General features: G+C 70.3%; 9 protein-coding genes and 3 pseudogenes. 8 read left to right on the top strand and 4 right to left on the bottom strand.

All coding sequences use genetic code 11. From position 1 onward, the window contains the following. Positions 1–195: 195 nt before the first annotated feature. Both OG562_RS03315 and OG562_RS03310 read right to left on the bottom strand, forming a co-directional pair. A pseudogene (locus OG562_RS03315) lies at positions 196–591 on the bottom strand (hypothetical protein); the annotation flags it as partial. A gap of 88 nt (positions 592–679) precedes the next feature. Beyond that, positions 680–1,099 (bottom strand): hypothetical protein, encoded by a 420-nt coding sequence (locus tag OG562_RS03310; RefSeq protein WP_266393411.1) that lies wholly within the window; start codon positions 1,097–1,099, stop codon positions 680–682. 3 nt (positions 1,100–1,102) lie between these two features. Between OG562_RS03310 and OG562_RS03305 the strand changes: the two are divergent. Continuing rightward, positions 1,103–1,531 (top strand): annotated as a pseudogene (locus tag OG562_RS03305) (transposase); the annotation flags it as partial. 378 nt (positions 1,532–1,909) lie between these two features. Beyond that, complete coding sequence (locus OG562_RS03300; protein WP_266393409.1) at positions 1,910–2,332, top strand: hypothetical protein; 423 nt, start codon at positions 1,910–1,912, stop codon at positions 2,330–2,332. Positions 2,333–2,347: 15 nt separating this feature from the next. Here OG562_RS03300 and OG562_RS03295 read toward each other — a convergent pair whose 3' ends face one another. After that, positions 2,348–2,905 (bottom strand): HD domain-containing protein, encoded by a 558-nt coding sequence (locus tag OG562_RS03295; protein WP_266393407.1) that lies wholly within the window; start codon positions 2,903–2,905, stop codon positions 2,348–2,350. Between the two features lie 158 nt (positions 2,906–3,063). Here OG562_RS03295 and OG562_RS03290 point away from each other — a divergent pair, with 158 nt between their 5' ends. After that, the gene (locus OG562_RS03290; protein ID WP_266393405.1) at positions 3,064–4,368 is read left to right on the top strand and encodes an XRE family transcriptional regulator; all 1,305 of its coding nucleotides are present in this window, start codon (positions 3,064–3,066) and stop codon (positions 4,366–4,368) included. Positions 4,369–4,378: 10 nt separating this feature from the next. Here the strand turns inward: OG562_RS03290 and OG562_RS03285 are convergent, their stop codons facing one another. Then, positions 4,379–4,960, bottom strand: a complete 582-nt coding sequence (locus tag OG562_RS03285) for an HAD family phosphatase (RefSeq protein WP_266393403.1) — start codon at positions 4,958–4,960, stop codon at positions 4,379–4,381. A 237-nt stretch (positions 4,961–5,197) separates the two neighbouring features. Here OG562_RS03285 and OG562_RS03280 point away from each other — a divergent pair. The 5 genes and pseudogenes from OG562_RS03280 to OG562_RS03260 form a co-directional block, all read left to right on the top strand. After that, positions 5,198–5,791: pseudogene (locus OG562_RS03280) on the top strand (hypothetical protein); the annotation flags it as partial. An 874-nt stretch (positions 5,792–6,665) separates the two neighbouring features. Next, entirely contained in the window at positions 6,666–8,078 is a 1,413-nt protein-coding gene (locus tag OG562_RS03275) for an integrase (protein WP_266393401.1), read from the top strand. Continuing rightward, positions 8,075–10,228, top strand: a complete 2,154-nt coding sequence (locus tag OG562_RS03270) for a hypothetical protein (protein ID WP_266393396.1) — start codon at positions 8,075–8,077, stop codon at positions 10,226–10,228. Before OG562_RS03275 ends, OG562_RS03270 begins: the two co-directional genes overlap by 4 nt. Further along, positions 10,225–11,940 (top strand): hypothetical protein, encoded by a 1,716-nt coding sequence (locus OG562_RS03265; protein ID WP_266393395.1) that lies wholly within the window; start codon positions 10,225–10,227, stop codon positions 11,938–11,940. Before OG562_RS03270 ends, OG562_RS03265 begins: the two co-directional genes overlap by 4 nt. Continuing rightward, the gene (locus OG562_RS03260) at positions 11,937–12,467 is read left to right on the top strand and encodes a hypothetical protein (protein ID WP_266393394.1); all 531 of its coding nucleotides are present in this window, start codon (positions 11,937–11,939) and stop codon (positions 12,465–12,467) included. The genes OG562_RS03265 and OG562_RS03260 overlap by 4 nt, the downstream gene beginning before the upstream one ends. Positions 12,468–12,469 lie beyond the last annotated feature (2 nt).

Raw genomic sequence — 12,469 nt, 5'->3', positions numbered from 1 at the left:
CAGGACCGGAAGCTCACCCCGTACCTGCGCTGCAAGACCCGGTTCGACATCTCCGCCGGCAGTACGGCACCAGGGGACCCGACTACAGTCCCATGCCCCCTCCCGTGGAATGGGTCCCCGAGACCTGAGACGTGGCGTTCGAACGGTTGGGCGGGGAAGTTGACGCCGCTGGTGGGGAATTACGTGACGTTCCACACGAGCGTAGAGCTGGGCCACGGGCATCATGGCAATCGGGCCGTCGAACCACGGGCGGCCCTCGCGGAACCGTTGCGCGGCCTCCAGTTCCTCGGGTGTGACCGTGGGCGCCTCGGGGTCGAGGCGCAGCCGCTCGGCCGCTGCCATAGCCCTGCGGCGAAAGAGCCTGATGTCGTCCGGAGAGTGCACCACTCTCGTCCCGCGACTGTCGTGCGGTTCTTCGCAGTGGGGCCACGGCTCGTCGGCGGGCCACAGGAGCGGTCCGCCGGCGGAGCTGTCGTGCACGGTCGGCGACCCGGGCCGCGGGTGCAGCCGGGTCGCCGTGCGTGCCAGCGGGGCCAGCTGAGGGAAGAGCGCGGTGATGTCGAACGGCCGCGGTGGGGTGGAGAAACTCATGCCGGCTCCTGTTGGCGCGAACTGGGTGGGATCAGTTACCGAGCTCGAACAGCCCGGTGTCGGTTCGGTACCCGGGCGTCGGGCCTGCTCACTGGACCAGTTCGATGTGCGGATGGTCCGGGGACACTGGGCAGGCGTGGAGTTGCAGGCTGTAGGCGCCGGCGATGTCGAGGAGAGTGAAGTTCGCGGGTGGGGTGCCGATGAGGAGCGGAGTTGGGTTCGTCCGTTCCTCATCGGGCATCCAGCTCTTGCTGCCGGAGTTCCATTCCGAGGACGCGATGGTGAGGAGCGGGGTCGTCTCGGTGCCGCATTCGGGGCACGGGCGGGGCATGGGGTCGGTGAGGCCCCAGCGGGTCCAGCCGCCGGTCTTCCACCCGGGGGCGTGGCACAGGTTGCGGAAGTAGAACTCCTGCGGGTCCAGCGCGCCGGTGCTGTCCCATGCGAATCCGGCTGTCTCCCACCGGTTCACGTCGCCCAGCTGCTGTTGCAGTTCCTTGCTCAGCTCCATGGGGCACGGCCGGGCTCGAAACACCACGTGCTGGCCGACGCGCACGGCACCCCGCTGCGGGTGTCGCACACCGGCGGGCACCGCAACGACGTCACCCAGCTCCTGCCGCTGGTCGACGGCCTGCCGCCGGTACGAGGCAAGCGGGGCCGGCCCCGGCGCAAGCCCCGCGCCTTGTATGCAGACCGCGGCTACGACCACGACATCTACCGGTGGGGTCTGCGTGAGCGTGGCATCGTCCCGAAGATCGCCCGGCGCGGTCAGCCACACGGCTCGGGCCTGGGCCGTGTGCGATGGGTTGCCGAGTCCGCCATCGCCTGGCTCCACGGTCCTCGCCGCTTACGAACCCGCTGGGAAGCCCGAGACGACATGCACGACGCCTTCCTCCAGCTCGCTCACTGCATGACCCTTGCCCGCAAGCACCCAGCATTCTGAAAGGACCCCTTACTACAAGGGAGCCTGGCTGCACGGGAGCGCACAGTCGGGCAGCAACAAGGCGCCGTCAAGGGACGTTCAAAGATCGGCCCTGGCAAGGCCGCAGCACTGGGTCAAGGAGCGGTGCCACTGCGCAGCTCGGCCTGCCCAGTCCGCTGATCCGCGTTTCCGTGCGATCGGCGGCAGTTGCCCGTACGGCAGGAGCGTGTTCGGTAATGTGACGCGGTGTACTTCACTACGGTGCCCAACGCGCGGGAACCAGCGGGTACTCGTCCAGGCGTAGCGTGGCTCGGAGACGATAACTGGGATGACTACGGGTTCAAGACGGTCTTCCATTTGCGGTGCTACAACGGGAGCAGCAGCGTCAACGTAGGCGCAGTGAAGATCGGCTCGTTCGGCATGGAGGCCGGCCGGACTTCCCTGCCAAGGCGCTTCGAGGCCCTCGAGCCAGACTTCTTCTCCCTGGGGACGGATGAGAGCTGCTACGCCACGCTCCTTGACGAGTTCGATGACGAAACGCGCCTGGCCATCTTCTCCGGTCTGTGCGATGTCGCCCACGACGCCGAGCTCTTCGAACAAGCATGCAACGAACCAGTCATGCGGGACTCGCTGCTGCGTGGCACCGATGCCGATACGGTCACCGTGATCGGCCGGCCGGTCGGAGGCGAGCCCACCATCAACGACGAGGCCGATGGCGTCCGCTGGATCCTGCCCGGCGAGCTGGACTCCTACGACATCCACCACTCCATGCGGAAGCAGATCGCCCACTACCTGGACGGCACGTTCCCTCACGTCGACTGAGAGCCGTGCCCTCCCTTACCGCTCTGCCGAGATCAGCCGGACTTCAACCCTGTGTACAGCAGCTCGCAGATCCTCATCGGCTCGGCGGATGAATCGGCCGACGATGCTGTCGCAGTCGTACCGAGTGAGGATCTCCGCCAGCCGGGCATCCACGGTGGTGGGGGTGCCGTCCGGGGTGGTGGTCATATCGCAGTACACGAGAGCATCCACCAGCTCGCCGTGGTCGAGGATCGGGAACTCGGCCTCCAGCTCTTCCCGCAGCCCGCGCTCTTCCGCCTCCAGTAGCGCGAACGAGTGATTGGCGGCCAGCCGTATCAGACGCTCGTCCGCGGCTGCACAGTCACGCAGGTAGCGGGCGCCGTCCAGCGGATGGAACCCTGTCGTGGCCAGTGACGGCGTGTAACCGATGTCGTGCAGCATCGCCGCGGCCCACAGTAGCTCCGCATCGGCGCCCAGGATTCCCGCCAGGGACTGGGCCCTTGCGGCGACGCCCTGAGAGTGTGCCCAGCGACGAGGCAGGGGCTCCGCGAGGAGGGACCTGGCCAGGTCGCGGGCCCAAATGGTGAGATCCATGCTCGGCAGACTATGGCGTAGGGCGCGGGGGCCGGGCGGTGGTCGGCCGGACGTCCCGGGACGTCTACCGGTTCGACCCCCGGCTGGGCGGATGTCAGGCGGCGAAGGCGAAGTAGGTGCCGATGGTGAGGCCGGAGAAGATGAGGAGCTGGCGGGGCTTGAGGCAGGTGAACCTCGCCGTCGAATTGAAGAACGACTTGTGGATCACGGGCCACACCGACGCCCGCCCACCGCACCGCACCCGGATCGGCCACTGGGTCCGCGATGGCGAGATTCCCAGAGGCCCCTTACCGGTGGTCCTCGCCTACACCCTCACCCGCCTCTGCGGGCTCTCCCCAGCTCTGACGCCCGCTGATCTGGGTATGGACCCAGACGCGGCATCCCACCGTGGCCCTGACCATCCCGCGTCGCCTGCCGCGACGCCCGACGAAGTGGGTGATCCCACGAAGCGACGCACCGCCCTCGCGCTGATCGGCGGCACGGCTCTGACTCCGCTCATGACCCCTGGCACCGCGAGCGCCGCCACTGCGCGCGCCTACGCCCATCATGCGACGCTCACGGAACTCGACCCTTCCGATATCGCGGAACTCGAGACGGCCGTCCATGGCTTAGGCACCACGTACTCCTCCCAGCCGCCGCACGAATTGTGGCCGACGGCCGCACGCATGAGGCACCGCGTCTTCACGTTCCAGCACGAGCGCCGGCATACCCTGCGCGAGGCCCGCGAACTCGCCCGCCACGCCGGCATGCTCTCGGTGATCCTTGCCTGGGTCGCACACGACCTCGGCGAAGGTGACCTGGTCCAGGCTTACTGCGACGACGCCTGGGCGCAGGGTGAGCAGGCCGACCTCTCCGAGGTCGGTGCCTGGGCCGAAGACGTCCGCAGCACCCACGCTCTCTACGACAGCCGCCCCTTGGACGCTCTGCTCGCGGCAACCCGCGGCCTGGCCGTCGCTCCCCGGGACGGCAACGCCGCTGTACGTCTGTCCGCTCAAGTCGCCCGCGCCCATGCCCGGCTCGGCAACCACCACGAGTTCGAACGAGCCGCCGTACGCGCCCGTGATTACCAGGCGCAACTGCCGCTCCACGGCACCGGGCTGTTCGGCGTCGACGCGGTGCGCATCACTTCCTATGACGCCTCTTCGTACGGCTGGCTCGGCCACGCCAACCGTGCGCGCGCAGCTGCCGAAGAAGCCATCGGCCACTACCGCAGCTTCCCTCGCCCTCTCCAAGCCCCCACGCGGCTTGCGATCGCCCGGCTTGACCTGGCCCAGGCGCAATCAGCGCTCGGCGAGCCGGACGCCGCCGTTGCCACCGCCCACGAAGCGCTCACCAGCGGCCGGCTGGTCGACTCCGTCCGAGGCCGCACTCAGCAACTCGATCGCACCCTGCGGCGCCGTTACCCCCAGGACCCCGCTGTTACGGAGTTCGCGGAGGAACTCAAGGTCCTCCTCGCCGTGTGAGACGACCAGATCACCAGCTGGATGTCACGTATGGACGCACGTCTACCACGTCCATCCCTGCGGCCCGCGCCGCCGCCAGCCCTTCCTCCGCGTCCTCAACCACGAGGCACCGCTGCGGCGGCACTCGAAGCTGCCGCGCAGCCTCCAGAAACAGGTCAGGCGCCGGCTTACCCCGGACTGCGTCCTCGCGTGTCACCACAACATCGAACAGATGCGTCAGCCCCGTGGCTTCGATACCGGCACGGACCACGGCGCCACCGCCGCCGGACGCCACCGCACAGACCAGCCCGCCAGCACGAGCGCGCACCAGCCATTCGACCACCATCGGGAACGCCTGCAACGACGGCAACTCCTGGATGATCAGTTCGCCGCAGCGGGGGAGAACGTCGCCAAGAGGTACCGAGACGCCGAGCTCAGCCAGGAGTCCGTCCACCGACGTACCTAGTCGCTCGCGGTACCAACTCTCCCGTAACGTCACCCCATACAGCTTGAGTACCCCAGCCAGGCAGCGGAAGTTCATGGGCTGCGAGTCCACGACCGTGCCGTCCCAGTCCATGATGGCCGCGTCATACGCCGTGAGATCCGACTTCATGCGCGGACACTGCCCCGGTCCTCACCCTGCCACTCGTGCAAAGACCGTTTACGGGCCCTCGACGGTGTCCGCTGGATCTTGCCCGGGGACCTGGACTCCTTCGACCCTGTGCACAGCCGCGCACAACTGAGTGGTGTGCATCGTGAAGTTGCAGGTCACGGGTCTGGTGTGAGGGGCGGGCGGGATACTCGAGCTGGTCGTCGGGTGGGTGTCCACGGCGAAGATCGTCTGACCTGACACATCGAAGCTCACAGAGGCGTAGGCAAACGGATGCTCGACGGACGCCAAGTTGCCATACTCGCTGCCCTCGTTGCGGGTGACACGGCATGGGCAGTTGTTCTCCTTGCCGAAACGATGCCCGGCGATCCGTGGGAGCAAGCCATCACGGCATGCCTGACCGTCCTGTGCCGCCGCGACGCCGAGAAGTCCGTCGAAGACCAACTGGCGGCGCTGGCGGCCACCTATCTCGAGTGGCCGGCCGAACCCGGGATGACCGTATTCGACATCCGGCTCGGCCTTACCGTCCTCGACGCGATCGGTTCCGCCGAGGCTCCTACCGCCCACCGCATCGTCGAGGACCTCCACCGCAGGACGGCCGAGGCCGAAGACGGCTACGCGCCCCGCGAAAACCTGGCGCCCCCTCTGTTCACCGCGATCGCCACGGACAGGCAAGCCCAGGACTGCCGCGCTCCCGTGCATGCCTGCGCCCTCGGGGCAGGGACCATCCCGGGCGAGCTGCAAGGAAAGCTGACGGCGGCTCTACACGCCAGCGACATCGTGATCCGGGACAGCCTTGCACGCCCCTCCAATTCTGGACGTACAACTCGGTGATCTGCGTGAGTGATCAGCCAGGCACCGTCTTCCTTCAGACAGTCTTGCGCGGCCGGGGTTTGGTGCCGACCTCGGTCAGCTGATCACTTGCAGCGCAGCAGCGGCACTGGACCATCGGCATCGCACACATTGGTCACCGTCCGAGATGTCGGCCGGATCCACGGCGGGGATACCAAGGGGCGAGTGGGTCTGCGTGACGAGGCTCCGCCATTCGCCCACGCCAGACGAGAAAGTGGCCCACGGGACTGGAACCCCGTCCGGGATCATGTCAACGTACAACGACCCGGAAAACACCAGGTCAGCCACGGGGTGCGGCATTGAAGGACCGCCTGCAGAGGGGCTGGCCGCTATAGCAGTACGCATCCCGCGCTGCCGGGTCCCACGACCGCGTCCCGCTCCGAGGAGGTCCACCTGTCGAGTCCCGCCTTCCGATCCGCCCCCATCACGCGCCCCTGTCCCGCTCGAGCCGCGAACGCCTGGACTGCCCAGGAGACGGAGGACTTTGGCACACCTTCCAAGGCTCTGCCTCTCTGCGTCTGCGCAGGATTGATTGGCGAGGATCTGCTGTAACGCGGCTGTCGCCGTGGTCCTTACGTATCTCGCTGCACACCGCAGCGCAGCAACGCGCCACGGCGCCTGGGTTGTTGGCGCTTGAGGGTGCAGGGGCGCGAAACCTCGACCGGCTCACCGGCGACAGGCGGCCCGTGCTCGTCACGGATGGTGCGCCCCCGCCCTCCGCTCGTACCGCCTGGCCTCGTGACCGAGGCGGAAACAGGCGCGACGAGCAGGCCCTCGTAGTGCAGGGCGATACATAGCGGTGTTCTGTGGACATACGCTGTGTTGCCTCATGTCGTGTTGCGGCTGAGGGAGTCAAGTGGGCTACGAGTGGCGGCTGTTCTGGGTTGGTGACGGGGGTGATCCCGTTGGAGGCCGACCCGTCCCCGGCTGGGAGGACTTGGAGGAGCGGGAGCGGGCGCTCGGGCTGCGCGAGCGGCAGCCGATCCTCGTCACGCCGGACGGCCGGGTCGATCCTCGTCTGAGCGAGTGCCTGCGACGCTCGGCGTTCTCCGCCAAGGCGCAGGGCACGCAGGTCACGTACGCCCCGCTCTACCGGCTGTTCTTCACCTTCCTGTGGCAGCGCGGGCTGGACTGGAACGAGGCGTCGGAAGACGACGTCGAGGACTGGGAGGACTGGCGTCGGCGCGGGGCGACGAACCCGGCGCCGGTCGACGGCGGCACGTGGGCGAAGGAGCAGGCGGCGTTGAAGCTGCTGTACGGCATCGCGGCCCAGCGCGGCCTCGTTCCGTCGAACCCGGTGACGCTCGCCTCGCCGTCGGACGTGAAGACCTCGGACGTGAAGTGGCTGTCGCCCCGGGCCTTTCGGCTGTGGCGCAACGTCGGGCTCGCCGGCATGCTGCCGAGCGGCTTGGAAGACGAGGCTCGGCGCGGCCGTTCGGCTGGCCGGGACACGGCGTACGCCGACCTGATGTACTCCAGCGGCCTGCGGCGCCGCGAGGGCGGCACCCTGCTGCTCTGCGAGCTGCCGGCGCTCGGGCGGCGGAACTACTACCCGGGCAAGGCGGGCCAGGGTGTGGCCAAGCGGGCCGGCTACACCTTCTACCTCGGCCATCCGGCGCTCCAGCGCGTCGAGGGCTACCGGATGAGCACGCGCGCTTTGGCGGTGGCTCGCGCGCGACGGCGCGGCGTCTACGACCGGCTGCCCGACCTTCGCATCATCCAGACGGTCAGCCGGGCGGGCCGCGTGCAGTGGAGGAGCCCGGACGGGCGTAAGGGCGAGAGCGCGCTCGGGAGGCTGACGGCCGCCGAGCGGATGCTGCTGTTCGTCGAGGGCGAGGACGGCCTGGAGCCGGCGATGCTGTGGCTGACCGAGAGCGGGCTGCCGCTGCGGTACACGAGCTGGACGAAGGTCTTCGAGCGGGCGAGCGACCGGTGCGACGCCGCGGGCCTCGACGTCTTCGCGACGCCGAAGATGCTGCGGCACTCCATGGCCCTGCGTACCCTGATCGCGCTGCACAACGCGCTGGACCGCCGGCTCGGGCTGACACCGGCCGAGCGCCTGCACTACGAGGAGGTGTACGGGCAGGTCTGGCTGATGGTCAAGGACATGCTGGGGCACCGCAGCGATCAGGTGACGCGGGACGTGTACCTGGAGCCGGTGCGCGGGCTGCAGCTGGAGTCGCTGCTGGGCGATGACGACAACCCCGTGAACGCGGAGAAGATCGCGGAGCTGGCGGCGCGCACGGGCCTGATCCTGGACGCGGCGTGAGCGGCCGGGGGCGCCGGGCGGCGCTGCCGCCGACGGACTACCGCAAGGCGCCGATGCTGGACGCGGACGACCTGGTCATCCGTCCGGTCAGCGGTGCCGGGAAGCCGCTGGGCGTGTGGGACTTCCGGGACAGCCCCGGCCCCGTCGACTTCCGGCGGGCGCTGGTGGCCGCCCTGGCCGCGCAGGGCCGGGGCTGGGGCAGCCAGGACACCTACCAGACGAACGCCAGCACGCTGAAGCTGCTGTTCAAGGACGCGGCGGCGGCCGAGCCGCCCGTCGCCGCGACCGGGCAGATCACGGTGGAGTGGTGGAAGCAGTGGACCGGCGACATCCACGTCCGCCGGGTCCTGGCCGCGGTGATCCGGCGCGCGCCCGGGGTGCCGGAGGCGACCCGGGTGTTCCTGCAGACGCCGCGGCGTCGGCCGCCGGCCCGGCGAGGACGGCCGCGCAAGCAGGCCCACACCAGGGAGGAACTGCGCCGGATCCGGGACGCGGCCGCCGCGACGGTACGCGCAGGGCGGCTGCGGATCGCGGCGAACACCGCGGTCCTCCAGCGGTGGCGGGCAGGAGCGATCGAGCGCGGGGACAGCGACTGGCCCCTCGGGGAGGTGCTGGACGTGCTGGCCCGCACCGGTGACCTTCCGCGCCACCCCACCAGAGCCGACCGCGCGGTGACCGCGTACGCGGAGCGCGCGCTCGGCTTCGAGGGCAACGCCGCCTCGCTGGCCCGACTCTTTCCGACGCCGGCGGAGATCGGGGCGGCGGCCGTGCTGCTGATCGCGCACGAGGCGTGGAACCAGTCGGTGCTCAAGAAGATGGACGTGCCCACCTGGTGGCCGAACGCCGACCGCGAGGACCCCGCCGTGCATCAGGTCGACACGGACAAGGCCCGGCGCGGACGGCGCCGGCACGCGAGCAATACGCTCGTCGACGTCGGCGAGGGCTCCAGCGGTCGGGCCCTGCGGCACGTGCTGGAGCTGACCGCGCCGGCCCGGACCACCCTGGAGGCGCTGGGCCGGCCCGCGACGAAGCTGCTGGTCGGCCACCGCGGCCTGGGTGGAGCTGAGAATCTCCGTGACCACGAGGTTGGCAAGGCCCTGGAGGGCGCGATCCGGCGCTGGCAGCAGCAGGTCCGCGACGGCGGCGTCGACCTGCCCGCCCGGGTGCACGCCCAGGCGCTGCGCCACAGCGTGCAGGCGCACCATGGCCGGGCCCGCAACAACACCCAGGCCACCCATGAGCAGGACTACCAGCTGGAGGATGAGGACGTCCGCGCCGCCTCGCGCGGCGCGGTGGAGCTCGGGCTGGCCCAGGCTCTGGCCTCCGCCCGGCAGACGGTCGCCATGCGCCTGGTCGAGGAGGTCGACGCCGCCGACGAGGTGAGCGCCGAGCTCGTGGCCAGGGAAGCCGGGATCGACTTGGAGGTGGCGCGCCGGATCCTGGCCGGCCAGCTGCGTACCCCGGTCGCCTCGTGCGCGGACTTCCTCAACTCCGATTACAGCGCGGCCGGGGATGCCGTGCGCGGTGTCGTTCCTGCTGTGCTTCGCCTGCCGCAACGCGGTGGCCACCGGCCGCGACCTGCCCCGCATCGCCTACCTGCACCAGACGCTGGAGTCCCTGCGCGCGGCCGTGACGCCGGCGGTGTGGGCCGCGGACTGGGCGACGCACCACGCACGGATCGGCGACTTCCTCACCACCTACACCACCACCGACGCGCGGCCCCAGCTGGTCGCCGCCGTGGCCGACAGCGAGCGGGAGCTGATCCACGCGATGCTGGAACGGAGGCTCGACCCGTGAACGCTTCTTCGCCCCTGCCGGCCGGCCTGGAGATCGTCGACCCGGCCCCGGACGCCTTCGTCCTGCCGTTCAATCGGCTGCAGCCCGGCTTCGACCCCGAGCAGCTGCCGCGCTTTCGCGAACTGGCCTGGCGCCTGGCGCTGATCAGCCCCAGAGAGTCGAACCGCGCTCAACCACCCAACCGGGCACCCTGCGCCACAACTTCCAGATCTGGATCCGCTTCGCCGTCTGGCTCGGCGGCCGCGGCATCACCGAGCTCTCCCAGGTCACCACGGGCGACCTGGAGGCGTACGCCGAGCACCTGCGCCCGCTCGGCCGCCGGTGGCGTACCGACGCCAAGGCCCTGTGGGTGATCTCGCGGCTGTGGGCCTACGCCCCCTACCTACCCGAGCGCGACCGACTGGTCATGCCGCCGTGGGAGGATCCGGCCGCGGTCATGTCCGACTTCCTCGGCACCAACGACGACACCCCGGACGGCGAGAACAGCGTCGCGATCGTGCACCCGGCCGTCATGGCCCCGCTGCTGGTGTGGGCGCTGCGCACGGTCCTGGACCTGGCCCCGGACATCTTGACCGCCGCCCGCGAGCACCGCCGGCTGCTCGGCACCATCCCCGACCGCGCCCCGCGCGGTGGCACCGAGACCGCGGTGGCCCACCTGCGCGGCCTGCTCGCGGCCGGGCAGAAGCTGCCCTCCAGCGGTGCGCCCGGCGCCACCGCCGTCCGCGCCCGCTTCGGCGGGCCGCTGCCGCCGATGGCCAACACCTTCCTGGCCGGCACCCTTGGTGTCACCACCTCGCAGGTCGCCCGCGCCCGCGGCATCCTGGCCGACGAGCTCACCCCGGCCGACTTCGGCTCCGCCCCGCTCCTCGACGTCCCGCTCACCGCCCGGATCGGCGCCGCACCGTGGCGAGGGGCGATCGGCTTCGATGACGTGGACGTGCTGGTGCTGCACCTTTCCACCGCCGCCCTGATCTGCTGCGCCTACCTTTCCGGCATGCGGCCCGAGGAGGTCCTGGCCCTGCGCCGCGGCTGCTGCACCCGCGTGGAGCGCGACGACGGCACCGTACGGTTCGAGATCCGCGGCCGGCACTTCAAGGGCGTGCTCGACGAGGAAGGCAACGCGATCGGCGAAGGCGAACAGCGAGCGGACCCGTGGATCGTGCTGGAGCCCGTCGCGCGCGCCATCGCCGTCGTCGAGGAGCTCGAAGACGGCGAGCAGCTGTTCACCCGCACCCTCTACCGGTACGCCAAGGGCACCTGCATGCCCCGCACCGGCCAGTCCTCCGACACCGCTGTGGAACGGATCCGGGCCTTCACCGCCTGGGCCAATCAGCTCGCCGCCGCCCACGACCGGCCCCACGAGCTGATCCCTCCCGATCCCGACGGCGCCGTCGCCCTGCGCCGCTTCCGCCGCACCGTCGCCTGGTTCATCTACCGCCAGCCCGGCGGCCGGATCGCGCTCGCGGTGCAGTACGGCCACGCGGCCACCGCCATGTCGGAGTCCTACGCCGGGCGCTCGAAGGCCGACATGCTGGAGGTCTTGGACCAGGAGAAGGGCCTGGCCCTGGCCGAGACCCTCACCGAGGCCGGCGAACGCCTCGCAGCTGGTGAGAAGGTCAGCGGCCCGGCCGCCGACCGCTACCGCGCCGCGGCAGTCGAGTTCTCCGACCGCTACGCCGGGACCTACCTGGGACGACGCGAACTGCGCGCGCTGGTCGCCAACCCCCGACTCCAGGTCTACGAGGACCCCAAGGCGTTCCTGACCTGCAACCACGACGCCTTCACCGCGCTGTGCAACCCCGACCGCGACCGGGCGCGCGACGGCGGCCGCAGCACCCCCGACCACTCTCGCTGCCACCCGGCATGCGCGAACATCAGCCAAACCGACAGCCAGATCAGCGCCCTGCGCACCGAGGTCGCGCGGATCGACGCGGACACCGACGCTGGCCTCGACCCCTACCCCATCGCCGCCCGCGAACAGCAGCGCAAGAACCTCCTCACCGCCATCATCCGCCGTCACGACGCCCAGCAGCCGGCCGACACCGAACCTACGGAGCGCCGATGAACACCCCCGTCGTGACCGCGCGCGGCACGCGCGACGGCGCAGCGCTGGCCCAACTCGTCGGCGAGGCCCTCACCGGCGCCCAGGGCCACGCCGACACCGAGGACGCCGCGGAGATCAGAGCCATCACCGACGCCATGGTGCGCCTGCTGATCGGAGCCCCGCTACACTCCGACGGCAAGCTGACCGTCGTCTCCCTGGCCGCGGAAGCCGGCCTGCGCCGCAACAAGCTCACCCACAAGCACATCGGCCTCAAGGACCTGTTCTACGCCTTGGTCAAGGCCCGCACTCCCGTCCCCGAAACGCTTCCCGACTCAGCGCGGGCCCGCGCGGCCAGGCAGCAGCAGGACCTGGCCCGCGTCCGCGCCGAACGCGACGATCTGCGCGGACAGGCGCAGCTCCTGGCCCGGATCGTCCACGTCCTGGAGATCGAGAACAGCAAGCTCAAGGAGACCAACGCGGCCCTGGACCAGCAGGTGGCGGCCCAGTCCTCCGTCCCCGACCTCACCCGCCGGCGGCGCCGGCCCTGACT

It is taken from the genome of Streptomyces sp. NBC_01275 (genome assembly GCF_026340655.1).
In the GTDB taxonomy this organism is placed as follows: Bacteria; Actinomycetota; Actinomycetes; order Streptomycetales; family Streptomycetaceae; genus Streptomyces.
The sequence above is the reverse complement of the archived record's forward strand: the minus strand, read 5'-3'. Positions and strand labels throughout refer to the sequence as shown.